This is a genomic window from Streptomyces sp. NPDC015139, assembly GCF_043079785.1.
GTDB lineage: Bacteria > Actinomycetota > Actinomycetes > Streptomycetales > Streptomycetaceae > Streptomyces > Streptomyces albidocamelliae.
The window spans coordinates 651,116-672,638 of sequence record NZ_JBIBUW010000002.1; the positions used below are offsets into that span (position 1 = coordinate 651,116).

Sequence of the window (21,523 nt, forward strand, 5' to 3'; positions counted from 1 at the left end):
GTTTCGGCTCATTCGTTCCGCTGGTCGCCGCGGCTGCGTACGTCAGCCCGGTGCGCGGCGACCGCCACAGGCGCCGCGCGGATTCACGAGCGCCACACCGGCACCCGCACGGAACGGTACTCAGCCGGAGCCACCGGGCGCAGCCCCGGGTGCGGGCCCATGACCGTGGTCCTCACCACGTGCCGGGCCCGGCACCGGTGAGGCAGGGGGCGAACCGGACACCGGCCGCCACGCACCGTTCCCTTCTTCTAGAACCTGTTCTATCTTGACGGATCGTCAGGCGAGCTGTCGGACCAACCGTCATGGAAACCCATCCGCCGGGAGGACAGGCCGTGGACTTCACCTTCACCGAGGAGCAGCTGGCGGCGGCCGAGGCGGCGCACGGAGTGTTCTCCGGCGTCGCACCGGACGCGGTCCCCAGCCCGGCGCTGACCACCGGCGCCGTGGCCGAGGGCCTCGACCGGGAGCTGTGGTCCCGGCTCGCCGCCGCCGACCTGCTGAGCCTGCTCCTCGACGAGACGCACGGCGGGGCCGGCCTCGACGCGATCGCGCTGTGCCTGGTGCTCCGCGAGTCCGCCGGGGTGCTCGCGCGGGTTCCGCTGCTGGAGCACAGCGCCGCCGCCGCGGCCGTGCAGACCCATGGCGGTACGGAGCTCGCCGGGCGCCTGCTCGGGCGGGCGGGCCGCGGCGAACTGGTACTGACCGTGGCGGCGAACGGACGTACCGGCCACGACCCGGCCGAGGCGGCCGTCACCGCCCGGCGGGAGGGCCCGGTCTGGGTGCTGGACGGGGTGCAGACGGCGGTGCCGTGGGCGTACGACGCGGACCTCGTCGTCGTGCCGGCGCACGTGGAGGGCACGGCCGCCGACCGGACGGTGCTCGCGCTCGTACCGCGTGACCGGGACGGCGTGGACCTGGCCGAGCAGGTGTCGACCAGCGGGGAGCGGCTGGCGGAGCTGCGGCTGGCGTCTGCACGGATCGACGCCGTGGACGTCATCGAGGCAGAGGGGGCGTGGGAGTGGCTGCACGCGCTGCTCACGACCGGCGTCTGCGCGCTCGCGCTGGGACTCGGCGAGCGGGTGCTGCGGATGACCAGCGAGTACACCGGCAAGCGCGAGCAGTTCGGGTATCCGATCGCGACCTTCCAGGCGGTGGCCGTGCAGACCGCCGACCGCTATATCGACCTGCGTGCCATGGAGGCCACCCTGTGGCAGGCCGCGTGGCGGATCTCCTCGGGGGCGCCGGGGGCGCTGCCCCTGGCCGGGGACGTCGCGGTGGCGAAGATCTGGGCGGCGGAGGGGGTGCGCCGGGTGGTGCAGACGGCGCAGCATCTGCACGGCGGCTTCGGCGCCGACACCGACTACTCGCTGCACCGGTACCACGCCTGGGCCAAGCACCTGGAGCTGGCGCTCGGCCCGGCGGCGGCGTACGAGGAGCGGCTCGGGGACCTGCTGGCGGCCCATCCGCTGGGCTGACCGCCCCCGCGTTCGCGCCGCCCCGCCCCCCGGGCGCGGGGAACTACAGAACGAAGCCCGGCTTGCCGTCGTCCGTGATCACCGGGCGGCCCGCGGCCTGCCAGACCTGCATGCCGCCGTCGACGTTCACGGCGTCGATGCCCTGCTGGGCCAGGTACATGGTGACCTGGGCCGAGCGGCCGCCGGAGCGGCAGATGACGTGGACGCGGCCGTCCTGCGGGGCGGCCTCGGTCAGCTCGCCGTAGCGGGCCACGAACTCGCTGATGGGGATGTGCAGTGCTCCCGCGGCGTGGCCCGCCTGCCACTCGTCGTCCTCGCGGACGTCCAGCAGGAAGTCGCCGTCCTTGAGATCCGAGACCTCGACCGTGGGCACACCAGCTCCGAAATTCATGTCCCCGACGCTACCCGAAGCGGACCGGGCTCAGTCCTGCTCGCGCAGGCCCGCCAGCTCCGTCTCCCGCTCGGCGATGTCGGCGCGCAGCCGTGCGCCGATCTCGTCGAGCAGGCCGTCGGGGTCGTCGGGCGCGAGGCGGAGCATGCCGGCGATGGCGCCGTCCTCCAGCTCGCGGGCGACGAGCGTGAGCAGCTCCTTGCGCTGGGAGAGCCATTCGAGGCGGGCGTACAGCTCCTCGGCGGGGCTCGGCAGGCGCTCGGGCGGTACCGGGCCCGCCGCCCACTCCTCGGCGAGCTCCTTCAGCAGCGTCTCGTCGCCACGGGCGTAGGCGGCGTTCACACGGGTGATGAACTCCTCACGCCGCTGCCGTTCCTCTTCCTCCTGGGCCAGGTCGGGGTGGGCCTTGCGGGCCAGCTCGCGGTAGAGCTTGCGGGCCTCCTCGCCGGGCCGGACGCGCTGCGGGGGCCGCACCGCCTGGTCGGTGAGCATGGCGGCGGCCTCCGGGAACAGCCCGCCGCCGTCCATCCAGCCGTGCATCAGTTCTTCGACGCCCGGGATCGGCAGCACCCGGCCGCGGGCCTCCTCGGCCAGGCGGATGTCCTCGGGATCGCCGGTGCGGGCGGCCTTCGCCTCGGCGATCTCGGCGTCCAGTTCCTCGATGCGGAGGTAGAGCGGGCCGAGGCGCTGCTCGTGCAGCCGGGAGAAGTTCTCCACCTCGACGCGGAAGGTCTCCACCGCGATCTCGTACTCGATCAAGGCCTGCTCGGCGGCCCGGACGGCCCGCTCGAGCCGTTCCTCGGGACGTGGTGCCTGGGGCTCATCGGCTTCCGGGGTCGTCACCCGCCCAGCGTAGCGCTGCGCCCGGCCGGGACCGGGCTCCACGGTTCCGGTCGGCCTGGGCCGGCATCCGGCGCGCCGTGCCCGCGACCGCTCACGGCGGACCTGGCCCCTGCCGCGGTACCCCTCCGGACCGGCCGCACGAGTCCTCGCACCCCCGGCGCACCGCACGGCACGGCACCCACCCTCCGGGCACCACACGCCCGCGCCCCGTCACGCACCCGGCCACGGTCCGTCCCGTCCGGACGCGCCCGGCACGACCACCCTCGGTTGCCCGGTGCCGCGACCACCGGCGGAGCCCCCGTCACACCCCCAGCTCGGCCTCGATCCGTCCCGCCCGCACGCCCTCGACCAGCTGGGCGTGGTCCGCCTCGGTGCGGTCGGCGTAGGCGACCGCGAAGTCGGCCACCGCCTCGTCCAGCTCCTCGTTCTTGCCGCAGTACCCGGCGATCAGCCGCGGGTCGGCGCTGTGGGAGTGGGCGCGGGCCAGGAGCGCGCCGGTCATACGGCCGTAGTCGTCGAACTGGTCGGCGGCGAGCGCGGCGGGGTCGACGCTGCCCTTGCGGTTGCGGAACTGGCGCACCTGGTAGGGGCGCCCCTCGACGGTGGTCCAGCCCAGGAGGATGTCGCTGACCACCTGCATCCGCTTCTGCCCGAGGACGACTCGCCGGCCCTCGTGGCCGGCCTGCGGCGCGTCGAAGCCGGCGGTGACCAGATGCGGCACGAGCGCGGAGGGCCGCGCCTCCTTCACCTGGAGGACCAGCGGCTGCTCACGGTGGTCGAGGAGCAGCACGACGTAGGAACGGGTGCCGACGCTGCCGGTGCCGACGACCCGGAAGGCCACGTCGTGCACCGCGTGCCGGGCGAGCAGCGGGTGCCGGTCCTCGCTGAGGGTGTCCACGTACGACTCCAGGGACGCGGCGACCGCGGCGGCGTCCGCGTCCGGTATCCGGCGCAGCACCGGCGGTGCGTCCACGAAGCGGCGGCCGCCGTCCTCCGCCGTCTCGGTCGACTTGGCCGCGAACCGGCCGCTGGTGTTGGCCCGGGCCTTCTCCGAGACGCGCTGGAGGGTGCCGAGCAGGTCGTGGGCGTCCGTGTGGGAGACCAGCTCCTCGTCGGCGATCGCGTTCCAGGCGTCCAGGACGGGCAGCTTGGCCAGCAGACGCATGGTGCGGCGGTAGGCACCGGCCGCGTCCTGGGCGGCAGCCCGGCAGGTGTCCTCGTCGGCTCCGGCCTCCCGCCCGGCGAGCACCAGCGAGGCCGCCAGCCGCTTGAGGTCCCACTCCCAGGGGCCGTGCACGGTCTCGTCGAAGTCGTTGAGGTCGATGACCAGGTCACCGCGGGCGTCGCCGTACAGCCCGAAGTTGGCCGCGTGCGCGTCGCCGCAGATCTGCGTGCCGATCCTGGTCGTCGGGGTGCGGGCCAGGTCGTACGCCATGAGCCCGGCGGAGCCGCGCAGGAAGGCGAAGGGGGTGGCCGCCATCCTGCCCACCCGTATCGGCGTCAGCTCGGGGATGCGGCCGGCGTTGGACTGCGCGACCGCGCTCACCGCGTCGGGGCGGCCGGCGTCCAGGTCGAGGAGGCGGTGCGCACCGCGCGGCACGCTCTGCCTGAGTGCGTTGCCCTCCTGCTTGGGAGTGCCCCGCGGGGGCCAGGCGGCGAAGCCGCGCATTCGGGGCAGCCGGGGCGGGACCGCGGGCTCCGTCCCGTCCGCTTCCACTCCCACAACGCCTCCGGTCATCGCGACCGCCTCCCCCGACACGCGCTTCTCCGCAGATCAGCTCAGCCATCAGCTCGGACATCAACTCGTGCAGACCGTACCGCCGGTGGCCGAAACGCGTCAGACCCCTGTGGACAACTCGGCGCCTGGGGACAGCTGATGGCGCGAAGTCCCGTCAGCCCTACGGCGTTCCGGCGCCGAGCGCGAGCCGTGAGATAGCTCACCGGCGGCGACGGGCCGACCCGGGTGAGTGGCTGTGCGATCCCTCACAGCCGTCGCCACAACGCGAAACGGGCCCCTGCCGTGACTTCCGTCACCGGCAGAGACCCGTTTCGTCTCTGTGCGCGAGGGGGGAGTTGAACCCCCACGCCCTTGCGGGCACTGGAACCTGAATCCAGCGCGTCTGCCTATTCCGCCACCCGCGCATTGGGTGTGTCTTCCGGCTTCGTCCCTTTCGGGGCGGCCCCTTCCGACATCCAGAACATTAGCACGTCGTACGGGGTGGGTTCACATCCCTCAGGGCCCGCCCCGGGCCCCCGACGGGCCCGGCCGCCCCCGCGTATCAGGGAGAGCCTGTTCACGTATCAACCTCGTACCGGTCCCCGTCATCTGTACAGGAGAAGGACCGGGCGCACAGCCGGGTGCGGGACACTGGTCTTCGACCCCCTCTACGATCCATGCCGGAAGACAGGTCCCGGCAGGAGTCCCGGAACGAGTTCCGGGGAGGAGTTCGAAGGGGAGCCGCTGGGGGAACCGGCTGATTGCCGGGCGCGTAGATACGATCAGTGAGCAGTACCCGGCACAGCAGCGTCAGACAGCAGGGCAAGGCAACGGCAGGGACGGAGGAGGTGCCCCATGGGAGTCCTGAAGAAGTTCGAGCAGCGTCTCGAAGGCCTGGTGAACGGCACCTTCGCCAAGGTTTTCAAGTCCGAGGTCCAGCCCGTGGAGATCGCCGGCGCGCTTCAGCGGGAGTGCGACAACAACGCGACCATCTGGAACCGTGACCGCACGGTCGTACCCAACGACTTCATCGTGGAGCTGAGCGCGCCGGACTTCGAGCGCCTCAGCCCCTACTCCGGGCAGCTCGGCGACGAGCTGGCCGGCATGGTGCGCGACTACGCCAAGCAGCAGCGCTACACCTTCATGGGCCCGATCAAGGTCAACCTGGAGAAGGCCGAGGACCTCGACACCGGGCTGTACCGGGTGCGCTCGCGCACCCTGGCCTCGTCCAGCAGCCAGCAGGCACCGCAGGCCCCCGCGGGCCCGTCCGCCGGCCGCCCCGGACAGAACGCCCCCGGCGGCTACGGCTACCCGCCGGCCGCCCCGGCGGGCGCGCCCCCGATGCCGTCCGCGCCGCCACCCGGCACCCGGCCCGGCGGCTACGGCTACCCGCAGCCCGCCACCCAGCGCCCCGCCGCCGCCCCGATGAGCGGCGGGCGCACCCGCTACTGGATCGAGATCAACGGCACCCGCCACCAGATCTCCCGCGCGACGCTCGTGCTGGGCCGCAGCACCGAGGCCGACGTACGGATCGACGACCCCGGCGTCTCCCGCCGGCACTGCGAGATCCGGACCGGTACGCCCTCGACGATCCAGGATCTCGGCTCCACCAACGGCATCGTGGTGGACGGGCAGCACACCACCCGCGCTACGCTCCGCGACGGCTCGCGGATCGTCGTGGGCAGCACAACCATCATTTACCGGCAAGCCGAAGGGTGAAGCGGGGGCAATGTCAGAGCTGACCCTCACGGTCATGCGGCTGGGTTTCCTGGCCGTACTGTGGCTGTTCGTGATCGTGGCCGTGCAGGTCATCCGGAGCGACCTGTTCGGTACGCGCGTCACCCAGCGCGGATCGCGTAGGGAGGCCGGGCGCCAGCAGCAGCCGGGCCGCCAGCAGGCGCCGCGGCAGCAGGCCGCGCCCCCGCAGCAGCGGGGCCAGCAGGGCGGCCGCCAGCGGCGCAACGCCCCCTCCAAACTCGTGGTGACCGAAGGCACACTGACCGGCACGACGGTCGCGCTCCAGGGCCAGACGGTCACGCTGGGCCGGGCGCACGACTCCACGATCGTGCTGGACGACGACTACGCCTCCAGCCGCCATGCCAGGATCTACCCCGACCGCGACGGCCAGTGGATCGTCGAGGATCTCGGCTCCACCAACGGCACGTACCTGGACCGGTCCCGGCTGACGACTCCGACGCCGATCCCGCTGGGCGCGCCGATCCGCATCGGCAAGACCGTCATCGAGCTGCGGAAGTAGTACGACAATGAGCGAGCGGAGCGAGCACGCAGCGGCAGGCCGCCACCCGGTCTCCGGCGCGCTCCCGACCGGAGGGTGGGCAGTGTGGCTCGACACGACCGGCTGTACCCGGAGCCGACGGGCGAGGTGCGCATGAGTCTGTCACTGCGCTTTGCCGCCGGATCGCACAAGGGCATGATCCGCGAGGGCAACGAGGACTCCGGTTACGCCGGTCCCCGTCTGCTCGCGATCGCCGACGGCATGGGCGGCCAGGCGGCCGGCGAGGTCGCCTCCTCCGAGGTGATCTCCACCCTGGTCACGCTCGACGACGACGTGCCCGGCTCCGACATCCTCACCTCGCTCGGCGCCGCCGTGCAGCGCGCCAACGACCAGCTCCGCTCGATGGTCGACGAGGACCCCCAGCTCGAGGGCATGGGCACGACGCTCACCGCCCTGCTGTGGACCGGGCAGCGGCTCGGGCTCGTGCACGTCGGCGACTCGCGCGCCTACCTGCTCCGGGACGGCGTGCTCACGCAGATCACCCAGGACCACACCTGGGTGCAGCGGCTCGTCGACGAGGGCCGGATCACCGAGGAAGAGGCCACCACCCACCCGCAGCGCTCCCTGCTGATGCGCGCCCTCGGCAGCGGCGACCACGTCGAGCCCGACCTCTCCATCCGCGAGGTCCGCGCCGGCGACCGCTACCTGATCTGCTCCGACGGACTGTCCGGCGTCGTCTCCCACCAGACCATGGAGGAGACGCTCGCCAGCTACCAGGGCCCGCAGGAGACCGTGCAGGAGCTGATCCAGCTCGCGTTGCGCGGTGGCGGCCCGGACAACATCACCGTCATCGTCGCCGACGTCCTCGACCTGGACACCGGGGACACCCTCGCCGGCCAGCTGTCGGACCAGCCGGTGGTGGTCGGCGCCGTCGCCGAGAACCAGCACCACCTGCACGACAACGGCATCATGCAGACCCCGGCCGGCCGCGCCTCCCACCTGGGCCGCCAGGGCCACGGGGGCGGCGAGTTCGGGCCGCCCGGCTCCGGCGACACCACCGGCTACGTCCCGGCCGCCGGCAGCTTCGGCGACTACACCGACGACGACTTCGCCAAGCCGCGCAAGCGACGGTGGGTGAAGAGATCCCTGTACGGCGCCCTCGCCCTCGCCGTCATCGGCGGCGGTCTGTACGGCGGCTACCGCTGGACGCAGACCCAGTACTACGTCGGCGCCAAGGGCGAGCACGTGGCGCTGTACCGCGGGATCAGCCAGGACCTGGCGTGGGTCTCGCTGTCGAAGGTGGAGAAGGACCACCCCGAGATCGAACTCAAGTACCTGCCGCCCTACCAGCAGAAGCAGATCAAGAACACGATCGCGGCGGGTGGTCTCCAGCAGGCCGAGACGAAGATCGAGGCGCTGACCGTGCAGGCCTCCGCGTGCCGCAAGCAGGCGGAGCGCACGGCCGCCGAGAGCGAGAAGAACGCCAAGACTGGCCAGGGCGAGGCGGGAGGAACCACGGGAACCACCCGTACCTCCTTCACGTCCAAGGCATCGCCGACGCCGAACCCGTCGAAGTCGGGAACGACGACGCCGAACTCGCCCTCCAAGTCCCCGAAACCGTCCACGAGCGCCACTCCCAACCCCGGCCCGAGCCTCTCCGAGGATGAGCAGAAGGTCGTCGATCAGTGCGGCAAGCAGTAGAGCCGTGAGAGGCACCGTCACACGATGAGCAGTACGAACAACGCAGCGACGCACCACACGTCCACGATCGGCGCGATCGGCGCACCGAGCCGCCGCAACACCGAACTGGCCCTGCTGATCTTCGCGGTGGCCATCCCGGTGTTCGCCTACGCCAACGTCGGTCTGGCCATCAGCGACGAGGTGCCCGCGGGCCTGCTGAGCTACGGCCTCGGCCTCGGCCTGCTGGCCGGGGTGGCGCACCTCGGTGTGCGGAAGTTCGCCCCGTACGCCGATCCCCTGCTGCTGCCGCTGGCCACCCTGCTGAACGGGCTGGGCCTGGTGTGCATCTGGCGGCTCGACCAGTCGAAGCTGCTCCAGTCACTGCCGAACTTCGTCACGGCCGCGCCCCGCCAGCTGCTGTACACGGCGCTGGGCATCGCCCTGTTCGTGGTGGTGCTGATCTTCCTGAAGGACCACCGCGTCCTGCAGCGCTACACCTACATCTCCATGTTCGGCGCGCTGATCCTGCTCATCCTGCCGCTGGTGCCCGGCCTCGGCGCCAACATCTACGGCGCCAAGATCTGGATCCGCGTCCCCGGTCTGGGCTCGCTCCAGCCCGGTGAGTTCGCGAAGATCGTCCTCGCCATCTTCTTCGCCGGCTACCTCATGGTGAAGCGCGACGCCCTGGCCCTCGCCAGCCGCCGTTTCATGGGCCTGTACCTGCCGCGCGGCCGCGACCTCGGACCGATCCTGGTCGTCTGGGCGATCTCGATCCTCATCCTGGTCTTCGAGACCGACCTCGGTACGTCGCTGCTGTTCTTCGGAATGTTCGTCATCATGCTGTACGTCGCCACCGAGCGGACCAGCTGGATCGTCTTCGGTCTGCTGATGTCCGCGGCCGGCGCCGTCGGCGTGGCGAGCTTCGAGCCGCACATCCAGACCCGTGTGCAGGCCTGGCTGGACCCGATGCGCGAATACCAGCTCAGCCGCAGCGGGGCCAACGACGGCATCCTCCACTCCGAGCAGGCCATGCAGGCCCTGTGGGCGTTCGGCTCCGGCGGCACCCTCGGCACCGGCTGGGGCCAGGGCCACTCGGACCTGATCCGCTTCGCCGCCAACTCCGACTTCATCCTCGCCACCTTCGGCGAGGAGCTGGGACTGGCCGGGATCATGGCGATCCTGCTGATCTACGGACTGATCGTGGAGCGCGGCGTGCGCACCGCCCTCGCCGCCCGCGACCCGTTCGGCAAGCTGCTCGCCGTCGGCCTGTCCGGCGCCTTCGCCCTCCAGGTGTTCGTGGTGGCCGGCGGTGTGATGGGTCTCATCCCGCTGACCGGTATGACCATGCCGTTCATGGCCTACGGCGGTTCCTCCGTGCTGGCGAACTGGGCGCTGATCGGCATCCTGATCCGGATCAGCGACACGGCCCGCCGCCCGGCGCCCACGCCCGCGGGCAACCCGGACGCCGAGATGACGCAGGTGGTCCGCCCCGGCGGCAGCGGTCCCGCGGACCAGTAATCCTCCTCACGGACGGCTTCCGGACCCGGCCCCGCCGGAACCGGAGGCCGTCCGACGGTTTTTCGGAACCCGTCGTGCCGCCCGCGCGTCTAAGGATCAGCCGTTGTGACGGCCCCGCCCGGGGAACACAGCCGCTGCCTCTAGACTGTGGGCGGCCAAGGATGAGCGCCAGCACCATCGGCACCGAGAGATTGAAGCAACAGGCGCCCCTGTTAGCTTGTGGAAAGGCCGGACGTGAACAAGCCCCTGCGCCGAATCGCGATCTTCTGCGGACTACTCGTCCTGGCGCTGTTGATCCGTGACAACTGGCTTCAGTACCTCCAGGCCGACAAGCTGCGGACCGATCCGGACAACCGCCGCGTGACCATCGAGCGGTACGCCAACCCGCGGGGCGACATCATCGTCGACGGCGACCCGATAACCGGGTCGGTCGAGAGCAAGCACGGCGACTTCAAGTACAAGCGCACGTACAAGAACGGGCCCATGTGGGCCCCGGTCACCGGCTACTCCTCCCAGGCGTTCGACGGCAGCTTCCTCGAGAAGATCGAGGACGGCATCCTCACCGGCAACGACGACCGGCTGTTCTTCCGCAAGACCCTGGACATGATCACCGGCAAGGAGCAGCAGGGCGGGAACGTCGTCACCACGCTCAACGCCCGCGCGCAGAAGGCCGCGTACGAGGGGCTGAAGGCCCGGGGCGGCAAGGGCGCCGTCGTCGCCCTGGAGCCGTCCACCGGCAAGATCCTGGCCCTGGCCTCGTACCCGTCGTACGACCCCTCGTCGTTCGCGGGCAACTCCACCGACGTCGACTCCAAGAACTGGACCAAGCTCCAGAAGAAGAACAACCCCGCCGACCCGATGCTGAACCGGGCGCTGCGCGAGACCTACCCGCCGGGCTCCACGTTCAAGGTGGTCACCGCGGCGGCCGCGCTGGAGAACGGCAAGTACACCTCGGCCGACGAGAAGACCGAGTCGCCGCTGCCGTGGGTCATGCCGGGCACCACCACGCAGCTGAAGAACGAGGGCAACATCCCCTGCAAGAACGCGACGATGCGGGTCGCCCTCCAGTACTCCTGCAACACCGTGTTCGGCAAGATCGGCGCCGACCTGGGCAACGACAAGATGCTGGCCGAGGCGAAGAAGTTCGGGTTCGACTCCGAGCAGTTCACCCCGACCCGCTCCAACGCTTCCGTCTTCTCCGACGACATGAACACCTCGCAGACGGCGCTGTCCTCCATCGGCCAGTTCAACACCGCGGCCACCCCGCTGCAGATGGCGATGGTCGCCTCCGCGGTCGCCAACGACGGCAAGCTCATGAAGCCGTACATGGTCGACGAGCTGCAGTCCTCCAACGTCGACCCGGTCTCCAAGACCGAGCCGGAGGAGATGAGCCGGCCGCTGTCGCCGAAGAACGCGCAGATCCTCCAGTCGATGATGGAAACGGTCGTCAACGAGGGCACCGGCAAGAACGCGCGGATCCCCGGCGTGATCGTCGGCGGCAAGACCGGTACCGCCCAGCACGGTGTGGCGAACAGCGCAAACCCCTACGCATGGTTCATTTCGTATGCCAGGCTCGGTGACGGCAGCTCGCCGGTCGCCGTGGCCGCGGTGATCGAGGACGAGAACGCCAACCGCGACGACATCTCCGGCGGCGGACTGGCCGCGCCGATCGCGAGGAGTGTCATGGAGGCGGTCGTCAAGTCCAAGAAGTGAGACCCCTCACATCGCCTTCACATCGATGCACGTTGCGGTACCGGTCCTGTATCGGGTTACGGGCTTGGCCAGGTCACACAAAGCGAGCCGGGTACGGTAGGCCCGGACGGCAGCCTCGGGCGCTCACGGACGTGACGGCCGAGACCGACGGAGAGGGCTGGTAGGTAGCTATGGAAGAGCCGCGTCGCCTCGGCGGCCGGTACGAGCTGGGTCACGTGCTCGGCCGTGGTGGCATGGCGGAGGTCTACCTCGCGCATGACACCCGCCTCGGCCGCACCGTGGCGGTGAAGACGCTGCGCGCGGACCTCGCGCGTGATCCGTCCTTCCAGGCCCGGTTCCGCCGGGAGGCCCAGTCGGCCGCCTCGCTCAACCATCCCGCCATCGTCGCGGTCTACGACACGGGCGAGGACTACATCGACGGGGTCTCCATCCCGTACATCGTGATGGAGTACGTCGACGGTTCCACACTGCGTGAGCTGCTGCACTCCGGCCGCAAGCTGCTGCCCGAGCGCGCGATGGAGATGACCATCGGCATCCTCCAGGGCCTGGAGTACGCGCACCGCAACGGCATCGTCCACCGCGACATCAAGCCCGCCAACGTCATGCTGACCCGCAACGGTCAGGTCAAGGTCATGGACTTCGGCATCGCCCGCGCCATGGGCGACTCCGGCATGACCATGACGCAGACGGCGGCGGTCATCGGCACGGCCCAGTACCTCTCGCCCGAGCAGGCGAAGGGCGAGCAGGTCGACGCCCGGTCGGACCTTTATTCGGCCGGTTGCCTCCTCTACGAGCTGCTGACGGTGCGCCCGCCGTTCGTGGGCGACTCCCCGGTGGCCGTGGCGTACCAGCACGTCCGCGAGGAGCCGCAGGCCCCCTCGGTCTTCGACCCCGAGATCACGCCGGAGATGGACGCCATCGTCCTGAAGGCGCTGGTCAAGGACCCGAACTACCGCTACCAGTCGGCCGACGAGATGCGCGCCGACATCGAGGCCTGCCTCGACGGCCAGCCCGTCGCGGCCACCGCCGCGCTGGGCGCGGTGGGCTACGGCGGCTACCCCGACGACCAGCCGACGACCGCGCTGCGTCAGGAGGCCGGCGCCGGGGCGACCACCATGCTCCCGCCCATGAACCCCGACGACGGCGGCTACGGCTACGACGACCGCCCGGACCGCCGGCGCCAGCAGAAGAAGTCCAACACCTCCACGATCCTCCTGGTGGTCGCCGGTCTCCTCGTGCTGGTCGGAGCCATCCTGATCGGCAAGTGGGCGTTCAGCGGCGGCAACACGGACGACACCTTCAAGGCGCCGAACTTCGTCGGTCACACGTACGCCGACGCCAAGAAGATGGCGGTCAACTCGGACCTGAAGCTGGCTCCGCCCACGCGGAAGGCCTGCGAGGACCAGCCGCGGAACAGCGTCTGCGACCAGGACCCCGAGGCGGGCACGGACGTCAAGAAGGGCGACACGATCACCCTGACGGTGTCCACGGGCGCCCCCAAGGTCGCCGTGCCGGACGTCCGCGGCATCCAGTTCGACCAGGCCGAGTCGCAGCTGGAGGAGAAGGGCTTCAAGGTCGAGAAGAAGACCGAGGTGTCCACCCAGACCCCGGGCGTCGTCACCCAGCAGGACCCGCAGGGCGGTGTCTCGAAGCAGAAGGGCACCACCATCACCCTCACCGTCGCCAAGGCGGAGGAGAAGGTGACGGTGGAGGACGTCACCGGGCTGTCCTGTGACGAGGCGACCGCCAAGCTGAAGGCCCAGGGCCTGGTGCCCCAGGCCTGCACGGACACGCCGACCGACAACCCCGACGACGACGGCAAGGTCCTGTCGACCGACCCGAAGGCGGGCGCCGCGGTCTCCAAGAACACGCCGGTCACGATCAATGTCGGCAAGGTCCAGCAGCCGACGCAGACGGACGTGCCGAACGTCCAGGGCCAGACGCTGAAGAAGGCCCGGGAGATCCTCCAGGCCAAGGGCTTCACGCAGATCCAGGTCAACGGCGCGAGCGACGACAACGCCCGGGTCATCCAGCAGAACCCGCCGCAGGGCACCCAGGGTGATCCGAGCACCACGCAGATCGTCCTGACCACCGTGGACTTCGGCGGCGGCAACAACGGGAACAACGACAACGGCGGCCAGCTGTTCGGCGGCGTCAACGGCTGACGTCCCCCGCGCACACGAGTGGGCCTCTGCCGGGAAGCACCGGCAGGGGCCCACTCGCAGGTTCAGCGCAGTTCCGCCGGCGGGGTCCGCTTGCTGTCGACCTTCTGCACCCGGACGAGCTCGCCCCAGACGACGTAGCGGTAGCGGCTCGTGTAGACCGGCGTGCAGGTCGTCAGGGTGATGAAGTGGCCGGCCTTCTTCCGGCCGGCCTCCTCGGGGACCTGCGAGAGCACGTCCACGTTGTACTTGGACGTCTCGGGCAGGATCGAGAAGACCTTGTAGACGTACCAGTCGTCCTTCGTCTCGAAGACGATCGGGTCGCCCTCGCTCAGCTTGTCGATGTTGTGGAACTTCGCCCCGTGGCCGTCGCGGTGGGCGGCGAGGGTGAAGTTGCCCTTCTTGCCGGAGGTCGGGAGCGTGGCCTTGGCCGGCTCCGTGTAGTAGCCGGCCACGCCGTCGTTGAGGACGTCCGGATCGGTGCCCTTCTCGACGAGGACCTCACCGTTGTCCATGGCGGGCACGTGCAGGAAGCCGATGCCGTCCTTGGTGTCCAGCGCGCCGGGGCCCGAGTCCGCGGCCTGCGCCCACCCGTCACGCACCTTGTCGGCCTCCCGGCCGGCCTTGCGGTCCGCTATCACGTTCGTCCACCACAGCGAGTACACGACGAAGAGGGCGAGCAACGCCCCCACCGTGATGAGGAGTTCACCGAAGACACTGACCGCCAGGGCGATCCGGCCGGGACGCCGGCGCGGGCCGGGCTCCCGGTCGGACGCGTCCGTGTGTTCTTCGGTCTCGTCGGCCGTCGCTGCCACAGTTCCTCTGCCCCTACTCGATGAGCCCTACTCGATGAGCGCGTCCGGCTTTCCCTTGCTGCGCGGGCGTTCCTCGACCATCTTGCCCCAGACGATCAGCCGGTACTTGCTGGTGAACTCCGGCGTACAGGTGGTGAGGGTGATGTAGCGGCCCGGCTTGGTGAAGCCCGAGCCCTTGGGGACGGGGTCCAGCACGCTCGTGTTGGACGGCGGGGTCACCGGAAGCATCGAGGCCACCTTGTAGACGAAGTAGTCGTCCTGCGTCTCGACCACGACCTCGTCGCCGGACTGGAGCCGGTTGATGTACCGGAACGGTTCGCCGTGGGTGTTGCGGTGCGCCGCCAGGCCGAAGTTGCCGGTTCGCGCGTCGGGCATCGCGGTCTTCAGCGCGCCCTCGCCGTAGTGCCCGACCATGCCCTTGTCGAGCACCGCCTTGTTGCTGACGCCCTCCGCGATCGGCGCGACCACGTCCAGCCTGGGGATGTGCAGGATGGCGAAGCCCTGGCCCGGGGCGAACACACCCGGGTTCCGCTTGCCGTTCGCCCAGTCGTCCTGCAACTGGTGCGTCTCACTGCCCGCCTGGGCGTGCGCCCGGACGTTGGTCCACCACAGCTGGTAGGTGACGAACAGCAGCATCAGCACGCCGGTGGTGATGAACACCTCGCCGATCGCCCGGCTCGCGATCACGGACGGGCTCGGTTTCCGCGCCCGTGCCTGCCGCCGGGCCTCCACCCGGGACAGCGGCCGGCCCGACGCCGGGGCCGACGCGGGCGCCGCCTCCCGGGACCCGCCATGGCGGCCACCGCGACGTTTGGCGGCCTTCCTGCGCTCCGCACGGCCGCCGGGCGTGCTTCCAGTGGCCGAAGGAGCGGAAGGGGCTCCAGAGGCCCGTAGGAGCCCGTTGCCCGGGCCCGGGCCCGACGGGCCGGGGATCCGCAGTGCCATCGTCTCGTCGTCCGCGGGGGGCCCGTGGGCGCCGGACGGCCGGGGGACGTGGGGGACCGAGGGGTCGACGGCGGCCATGGGAGCCGTCATCTCCTCGGAGAAGTGCCGCGCGGGTGTACCCGGGGACCCCGTTCGGTCGGTGATCGCCGGCATCGCCGCCGTGGGCGGATCCGCTCGGCGACCGGCATGACGGCCGCCGCGGCGACCGGCGTCAGGCGCACCGCCGTAGGACTCGTACGGGCTCTCCCCGTACAAGTCCTCGCGCTCGGGGCGCAGCGCGGTCACGCCGAGGCCCTGCCCACCACCGGGGCGAGCCCCGCCGACCTCGCCACGGCACCCTGGTCGCCGCACTCCGCCAGCCAGTTGGCCAGCATCCGGTGCCCGTGCTCGGTCAGGACCGACTCGGGGTGGAACTGCACTCCTTCGACCGGCAGTTCACGGTGGCGCAGGCCCATGATGATGCCGTCGTGGGTACGGGCGGTCACCTCCAGCTCGGCCGGTACCGTGGCCGGCTCGGCGGCCAGGGAGTGGTAGCGGGTCGCCGTGAAGGGGGACGGCAGGCCCGCGAAGACGCCCTTGCCCGCGTGCTCGACCGGTGAGGTCTTGCCGTGCAGCAGCTCGGGCGCCCGGTCGACCACACCGCCGTAGGCCACCTGCATCGACTGCATGCCGAGGCATACCCCGAAGACCGGCACCCCGGTCGCGGCGCAGTGGCGGACCATGTCCACGCACACACCGGCCTGCTCCGGTGTCCCCGGTCCGGGTGAGAGCAGGACGCCGTCGAAGCCGTCCTGGGCGTGCGCCGTCGACACCTCGTCGTTGCGCAGCACCTCGCACTCGGCACCCAGCTGGTACAGGTACTGGACCAGGTTGAAGACGAAGCTGTCGTAGTTGTCGACGACGAGAATCCGCGCACTCACTGGTTGTCCACCGTCACATCGTTGAAGGGCAGCAGCGGTTCGGCCCAGGGGAAGACGTACTGGAACAGGACGTAGATCACGGCCAGGACCAGTACGAACGAGATGAGCGCCTTCAGCAACGCGTTTCCCGGCAGATGCCGCCAGATCCAGCCGTACATGCCGTCCCTTGCCGTCCCTTCCGTGTCCCTACGGCACCAGACCCACGCCGTACGCCACCAGACTAACGGCGCAGAGCCCTCGGTTCGCCTGCCTCCACAGGCTGTGTGGAGTCCAGATGCGCCCAGACGATCAGCCGGTGGCTGTGTCCCCATTCCGGATCGCACGTGGTCAGCGTCAGGTACCGGCCCGGACCCGTGTACCCGGACTTACGTGGCACAGGGTCGATCACCTCAACGTCCGTCGGAACCGTTTTGTAGGGCCCTTTGTCGATCCGATACGTGAACCAGGTCGAGCCGTCCGTGAGCACCACCGCGTCCCCCGGCCGCAGCCGCGGGAAGTCCTTGAACGGGTCGCCGTAGGTGCGCCGGTGCCCGGCCACCGCGAAGTTGCCCCGCCCGCCGAGCCGGGCGGTCCCCGCGTAGTGGGCGAGGCCCTTGGCCAGCACGTCCCGGCCGGTGCCCTGCAGCACGGGCTTGTTCCACGTGAAACCGAGCCGCGGTATGTACATGATCGCGAAGGCCCTGCCGTAGCGGTACGGCTGTGGCCTGCCCTGCCGCTCCGACGCGGGCGTCTGCTCACCGCGGGGGGGTCCCGGCCGGACGGCGCCCGTGGCCCACTGCCGCTGCAGCCGGTCGATCTGGTCGCTCATGGCGCTGTCGGCACGGACGCCCGTCCAGAAGAGCACGTACACGACGAAGAGCACGATCAGGGTACCGACGGTGATGCACAGCTCGCTGACGGTCCGGACGATCACGCGCACCGGCGGCTCCTGACAGGGGACCTGGCTACTCCACTGGCTTCGCGTAGTGCAGATCCACTGTGCCCGAGTAGCCGGGAAGAGTCACCGTCCCGTCCTCGGTGACTTTCCAGCCGAGGCCGTAGACGTTGACATAGACCATGTAGGTCTGGATCGCCTTGCTCGCCGCGAGCGCCTGCTGCAGCTTGCCGGGGTCCCCGACCGCCGTGATCTTGTACGGCGGTGAGTAGACGCGGCCCTGGAGGATCAGCGTGTTGCCGACGCAGCGCACCGCGCTGGTGGAGATCAGCCGCTGGTCCATGACCTTGATGCCCTTGGCGCCGCCCTCCCACAGGGCGTTCACCACGGCCTGGAGGTCCTGCTGGTGGATGACCAGGTAGTCGGGCTGCGGCTCGGGATAGCCGGGGAGCTTGGCGGTCGCGTTCGGCGGGGCGTCGTTCAGCGTGACGGTGAGCGCCTTGCCGGTCAGCCGCTGGGTGCCCGCGCTCCTCTCCAGCCCGCTGATCTTCTCGTCCTGGGCCTTCGTGCTGCCGTCGTCGCTCTCGGCCAGCGAATCCACGGTGCCGCGCAGCGTGGCGTTGGACTCGTCCAGCTCCTTGTTCTTGCGGCTGCGCTGCTGGATCAGGTCGGACAGCTTCAGCAGGGAGCCGTCCTGCCGGATGTCGGTGCCCTTGGCCGTGTTGAAGCTGGTGAAGAAGATGAGCCCGGCGAGGGCGAAGACGGCGGCCGTGAGCACCCGCACCGGTCGGACACGCGGACGACGGCCGGAGCCGGAACCCATTGCTCCCGTCCCCTGGGAGTCGGCAGAATTGCTCAACGTACCCTTATCTCCTTCGGCGCCACGGAAGCACTACGCTAACGGACGCCCGGGGGAGCACACAGAGTCGTCATGTTGGCCCCTTGTACGCTGCCCCGAGCCCGACCCAGTTACCTGCGCGGCCACGCAGCGCATCGACAGGAGAGACCCTCGTGCCGAAGTCACGTATCCGCAAGAAGGCCGACTACACGCCGCCGCCGTCCAAGCAGGCGCAGGCGATCAAGCTGAACAGCCGCGCCTGGGTCGCTCCGGTCATGCTGGCCATGTTCCTCATCGGCCTGGCCTGGATCGTCGTCTTCTACGTGACGGACGGTTCCCTGCCGATCGACGCGCTGGACAACTGGAACATCGTGGTCGGCTTCGGCTTCATCGCCGCCGGCTTCGGCGTCTCCACCCAGTGGAAGTAGCCCTCACCAGCATCGACGTGGCAGCTCTCCCCAGGGCTGTTCACTGAGTTATCCACAGGTCCACGTAGCTATCCACATGGTCCTGGGGAAAAGACTACGATCTGTGGATAACTCATCGAGGGTTGACGCCGGTGTGACTGCCCTACCGGGCCTCGTACACGCTTTCGCCCCCTGCCTGACCTGTGGAAACACATTCGAGCGGCAGGGGGCACGCTTGTGCCCGCACCGTATGCACAAGATCCGGCACTCGCTGTGGACAAAGAGCGGCCGTCAGGTGAGCTGAACGGTTCTGACCAGGGCGAGGGCCACCGAGACGAGCAGAACCAGTGCGCAGGTGCCGTACTGGATCAGCGCCCGGCGCTCGCGCGGCGCGTGCACCATGGCGTATCCGGTGACGACACCGGCGACCAGCCCGCCGATATGAGCCTGCCACGCGATGTTGCTGAACCCGAAGGTGAAGATCAGGTTGATCACCAGCAGGGCGATGACCGGCCGCATGTCGTAGTTCAGCCGCCGCATCAGCACCGCGGTGGCCCCGAAGAGGCCGAAGATCGCCCCGGAGGCGCCGAGCGAGGGCTGCGCCGGGGAGGCGAGCAGATAGGTCAGCGCGCCGCCGGCCAGCCCCGAGACGAAGTAGACCGCCAGGTAGCGGGCCCGGCCGAGGGCCGCTTCGAGGGGGCCGCCGATCCACCACAGGCTCAGCATGTTGAAGCCGATGTGCCAGTACTCCTGGTGCGCGAACATCGACGTCACGAAGCGGTACCACTCGCCGCCGGCGACACCGGAGGTCGGCGCGAACGGCTTCGGCGGCCAGGAACCGTAGAGGACCACCTGCTCCAGCAGGGACTTGTCGGCCTGGATGGCGATGAACACCGCGATGTTGATCCCGATGAGGATCTTGGTGACCAGCCGGGGATCCGAGGCCACCGTGCCGCCGGCGACCGTACGCGGACGGTTCGCGACCGGGGCGTGGCCGGTGCCGGAGCCGCCGCGGACGCAGTCGGGGCACTGGAAACCCACCGAGGCGCTGACCATGCACTCGGGGCAGATGGGGCGTTCGCAGCGGGTGCAGCGCACGCCGGTCTCACGGTCCGGGTGCCGGTAGCACACGGGCACGCTCCGGGCGCTCCGCGCGCTGTCTGCGGCCTGGTCCTCCATCGGTTCCCCTTGTTTCGTCGTGGGACTACCCCGGCAAATACCCCGCCCCGCCCATCCTTACGGACGAGCGGGGCGATTGGTTCCCTGCGGGCGGTTCGCCGGGCGGCGGACTCAGCCTTCGCGCTTCTCGACCACGACCGACTCGATCACGACGTCCTCGGCGGGACGGTCGTTGCGGCCGGTGGGCAGGCCGGCGATGGCGTCGACGACCTTCTGGCCGGCCGGGTCGGCGACCTCGCCGAAGATGGTGTGCTTGCGGTTCAGCCACGTGGTCGGGGCGAGGGTGATGAAGAACTGCGAGCCGTTGGTGCCCGGGCCGGCGTTGGCCATGGCCAGCAGGTACGGCTTGTTGAAGGACAGGTCGGGGTGGAACTCGTCCTCGAACTTGTAGCCCGGACCGCCGATGCCGCTGCCCAGCGGATCGCCGCCCTGGATCATGAAGCCACTGATGACGCGGTGGAAGGTCGTCCCGTCGTAGAGCGGCTTCGTGGTCTTCTCACCCGTGCCCGGGTGCGTCCACTCCCGCTCCCCCTGGGCCAGCTCGACGAAGTTCCGGACCGTGACAGGCGTGTGGTTCGGGAACAGCCGGACCACGATGTCGCCGTGGTTGGTCTTCAAGGTGGCGTAAAGCTGCTCGGCCACGATCTGCCTTCCGTTGTCTTCGTGTGACTCCTCGATCCTCGCACGGAAGGGTCCGGGCGAACCCCGGCGGCCATGAGTTGCGCGCTGGAGGCAGCGCTCGGCCGCGATTCGTGGCAGGGTCGAGCAGGAAGCTCCTGTTGCCCGGATTCGAGCCCAAGAGAGCGATCAGCACCCATATGCCCGCCCTCGCATGCCGCGAGGACCATTGACAGGCATGATCCTTAAAAGGGTGGAAAGTCGAATTACCGTACGCCACCGAGGAGGAGGAACCCGTGACCCGCATCGACAGCGTGCGCGCCGCGACCGGCTCGGCGAAGGACAGCGTGCTGCACGCCGCGGAAGTGGTGGCGCCCTACGCCGACACGGCCAAGGAGCGTGCCGCGTACTACGCGCAGGAGGCACGCGTACGGCTGGCACCCGTGGTGTCGCAGGCCGCCGAACAGGCCCGCGAACAGTACGACGCCCGGCTCGCCCCTCGCCTGGAGCAGGCTCGTGCGCATGTACCGCCGAAGGTGGACCTCGCCGCACAGGAGGCCGCCCTGCGCACTCGTAAGGCTGCCCTACAGGCCGCCGAGTACTCCCGACCGAAGATCGAACAGGCCGTGGCCGCGGCCGCGCCGGTGGCCGACGAGGTCGCCGCACGCGGTGCCGCCGCACTGGCCGCCCTGCGCGGCAACGTCTCGGCGAAGGAGATCCAGAAGATCGCACGGAAGAACGAGCGGCGCTCCCGGTCCGGCCGCGCCGTGAAGCTGCTGGCGCTGCTGACCCTCGTGGCCGGTGGTGCCGTCGTGGCCTGGAAGTGGTGGGACAAGCAGGCCAACCCCGACTGGCTGGTCGAGCCGCCCGCCGCGACCGAGGTGCCCGAGTCCGGGCGCCTGAGCTCCGTGGACGGCACCGGCCCCTCGGTGCTGGACCCCGAGGTACAGGCCAAGCAGGCGGAGGACGACGCAGCGGACCGCGACGACCAGGGCTGAGCCGGTCGGCTGCACACCGCATGGAACGGGCCGTGGGGGGGGGGGGGGGCCCCCCCCCCCCCCCCCCCCCCCCCCCCCCCCCCCACCCCCCCCCCCCCCCCCCCCCCCCCCCCCCCCCCCCCCCCCCCCCCCCCCCGCGCCCCCCCCCCCCCCCCCCCCCCCCCCCCCCCCCCCCCCCCCCCCCCCCCCCCCGC

At 70.4% G+C, this 21,523-nt stretch carries 20 protein-coding genes and 1 tRNA gene; 9 read left to right on the forward strand and 12 right to left on the reverse strand.

All coding sequences use genetic code 11. The features are described 5' to 3' along the window. The first annotated feature begins 332 nt into the window (after nt 1–332). Nucleotides 333–1,475: an acyl-CoA dehydrogenase family protein gene (locus ACF08B_RS07485; RefSeq protein ID WP_392316504.1), complete on the forward strand. Its 1,143-nt coding sequence runs from the start codon at nt 333–335 to the stop codon at nt 1,473–1,475. Between the two features lie 43 nt (nt 1,476–1,518). Here the strand turns inward: ACF08B_RS07485 and ACF08B_RS07490 are convergent, their stop codons facing one another. The 4 genes from ACF08B_RS07490 to ACF08B_RS07505 form a co-directional block, all read right to left on the reverse strand. After that, nucleotides 1,519–1,848 carry a rhodanese-like domain-containing protein gene (locus tag ACF08B_RS07490; RefSeq protein WP_093476220.1) on the reverse strand — a complete coding sequence of 110 codons (330 nt, stop codon included), beginning with the start codon at nt 1,846–1,848 and terminating at the stop codon, nt 1,519–1,521. Between the two features lie 48 nt (nt 1,849–1,896). Next, nucleotides 1,897–2,709 (reverse strand): hypothetical protein, encoded by an 813-nt coding sequence (locus ACF08B_RS07495; RefSeq protein WP_073890257.1) that lies wholly within the window; start codon nt 2,707–2,709, stop codon nt 1,897–1,899. A 301-nt stretch (nt 2,710–3,010) separates the two neighbouring features. After that, nucleotides 3,011–4,447, reverse strand: a complete 1,437-nt coding sequence (locus ACF08B_RS07500) for a DUF2252 domain-containing protein (protein WP_392316505.1) — start codon at nt 4,445–4,447, stop codon at nt 3,011–3,013. Nucleotides 4,448–4,767: 320 nt separating this feature from the next. Continuing rightward, a tRNA-Leu gene (locus ACF08B_RS07505) sits at nt 4,768–4,851 on the reverse strand. Nucleotides 4,852–5,281: 430 nt separating this feature from the next. On the opposite strand from ACF08B_RS07505, the gene ACF08B_RS07510 reads away from it, so the two are divergent. The 6 genes from ACF08B_RS07510 (at nt 5,282) to pknB (ending at nt 13,738) form a co-directional block, all read left to right on the forward strand. Continuing rightward, a complete protein-coding gene (locus ACF08B_RS07510; protein WP_093476221.1) occupies nt 5,282–6,145 on the forward strand; it encodes a DUF3662 and FHA domain-containing protein in 864 nt (287 codons plus the stop codon). Nucleotides 6,146–6,155: 10 nt separating this feature from the next. Further along, nucleotides 6,156–6,683, forward strand: coding sequence for an FHA domain-containing protein (locus tag ACF08B_RS07515; RefSeq protein ID WP_073887412.1), 528 nt, complete (start codon nt 6,156–6,158; stop codon nt 6,681–6,683). 132 nt (nt 6,684–6,815) lie between these two features. After that, nucleotides 6,816–8,363 (forward strand): Stp1/IreP family PP2C-type Ser/Thr phosphatase, encoded by a 1,548-nt coding sequence (locus tag ACF08B_RS07520; protein ID WP_176986425.1) that lies wholly within the window; start codon nt 6,816–6,818, stop codon nt 8,361–8,363. Nucleotides 8,364–8,387: 24 nt separating this feature from the next. Beyond that, entirely contained in the window at nt 8,388–9,860 is a 1,473-nt protein-coding gene (locus ACF08B_RS07525; RefSeq protein ID WP_392316506.1) for an FtsW/RodA/SpoVE family cell cycle protein, read from the forward strand. A 234-nt stretch (nt 9,861–10,094) separates the two neighbouring features. Next, on the forward strand, nt 10,095–11,573 hold the full coding sequence (locus tag ACF08B_RS07530) for a peptidoglycan D,D-transpeptidase FtsI family protein (RefSeq protein WP_392316507.1): 1,479 nt from the start codon (nt 10,095–10,097) through the stop codon (nt 11,571–11,573). 170 nt (nt 11,574–11,743) lie between these two features. Continuing rightward, complete coding sequence (gene pknB, locus ACF08B_RS07535; protein WP_392316508.1) at nt 11,744–13,738, forward strand: Stk1 family PASTA domain-containing Ser/Thr kinase; 1,995 nt, start codon at nt 11,744–11,746, stop codon at nt 13,736–13,738. 62 nt (nt 13,739–13,800) lie between these two features. Here the strand turns inward: pknB and ACF08B_RS07540 are convergent, their stop codons facing one another. The 6 genes from ACF08B_RS07540 to ACF08B_RS07565 form a co-directional block, all read right to left on the reverse strand. Continuing rightward, nucleotides 13,801–14,550 carry a class E sortase gene (locus ACF08B_RS07540; protein ID WP_392316509.1) on the reverse strand — a complete coding sequence of 250 codons (750 nt, stop codon included), beginning with the start codon at nt 14,548–14,550 and terminating at the stop codon, nt 13,801–13,803. 27 nt (nt 14,551–14,577) lie between these two features. Continuing rightward, on the reverse strand, nt 14,578–15,780 hold the full coding sequence (locus tag ACF08B_RS07545; RefSeq protein ID WP_392316510.1) for a class E sortase: 1,203 nt from the start codon (nt 15,778–15,780) through the stop codon (nt 14,578–14,580). Then, on the reverse strand, nt 15,777–16,415 hold the full coding sequence (locus tag ACF08B_RS07550; protein WP_392316511.1) for an aminodeoxychorismate/anthranilate synthase component II: 639 nt from the start codon (nt 16,413–16,415) through the stop codon (nt 15,777–15,779). Before ACF08B_RS07550 ends, ACF08B_RS07545 begins: the two co-directional genes overlap by 4 nt. After that, nucleotides 16,412–16,573: a hypothetical protein gene (locus ACF08B_RS07555; protein WP_392316512.1), complete on the reverse strand. Its 162-nt coding sequence runs from the start codon at nt 16,571–16,573 to the stop codon at nt 16,412–16,414. Before ACF08B_RS07555 ends, ACF08B_RS07550 begins: the two co-directional genes overlap by 4 nt. Before the next feature lie 62 nt (nt 16,574–16,635). Then, the gene (locus ACF08B_RS07560; protein ID WP_392316513.1) at nt 16,636–17,334 is read right to left on the reverse strand and encodes a class E sortase; all 699 of its coding nucleotides are present in this window, start codon (nt 17,332–17,334) and stop codon (nt 16,636–16,638) included. A gap of 25 nt (nt 17,335–17,359) precedes the next feature. Next, entirely contained in the window at nt 17,360–18,148 is a 789-nt protein-coding gene (locus ACF08B_RS07565; RefSeq protein WP_392316514.1) for a DUF881 domain-containing protein, read from the reverse strand. A 152-nt stretch (nt 18,149–18,300) separates the two neighbouring features. On the opposite strand from ACF08B_RS07565, the gene crgA reads away from it, so the two are divergent. Beyond that, nucleotides 18,301–18,555, forward strand: coding sequence for a cell division protein CrgA (gene crgA / locus ACF08B_RS07570; RefSeq protein ID WP_392316515.1), 255 nt, complete (start codon nt 18,301–18,303; stop codon nt 18,553–18,555). Between the two features lie 270 nt (nt 18,556–18,825). Here the strand turns inward: crgA and ACF08B_RS07575 are convergent, their stop codons facing one another. Both ACF08B_RS07575 and ACF08B_RS07580 read right to left on the reverse strand, forming a co-directional pair. Beyond that, entirely contained in the window at nt 18,826–19,713 is an 888-nt protein-coding gene (locus tag ACF08B_RS07575) for a rhomboid family intramembrane serine protease (RefSeq protein ID WP_392316516.1), read from the reverse strand. A 111-nt stretch (nt 19,714–19,824) separates the two neighbouring features. Beyond that, nucleotides 19,825–20,355, reverse strand: a complete 531-nt coding sequence (locus ACF08B_RS07580; protein ID WP_392316517.1) for a peptidylprolyl isomerase — start codon at nt 20,353–20,355, stop codon at nt 19,825–19,827. A gap of 272 nt (nt 20,356–20,627) precedes the next feature. On the opposite strand from ACF08B_RS07580, the gene ACF08B_RS07585 reads away from it, so the two are divergent. Then, a complete protein-coding gene (locus tag ACF08B_RS07585; protein ID WP_392316518.1) occupies nt 20,628–21,329 on the forward strand; it encodes a DUF5324 family protein in 702 nt (233 codons plus the stop codon). The last annotated feature ends 194 nt before the right edge of the window (nt 21,330–21,523 follow it).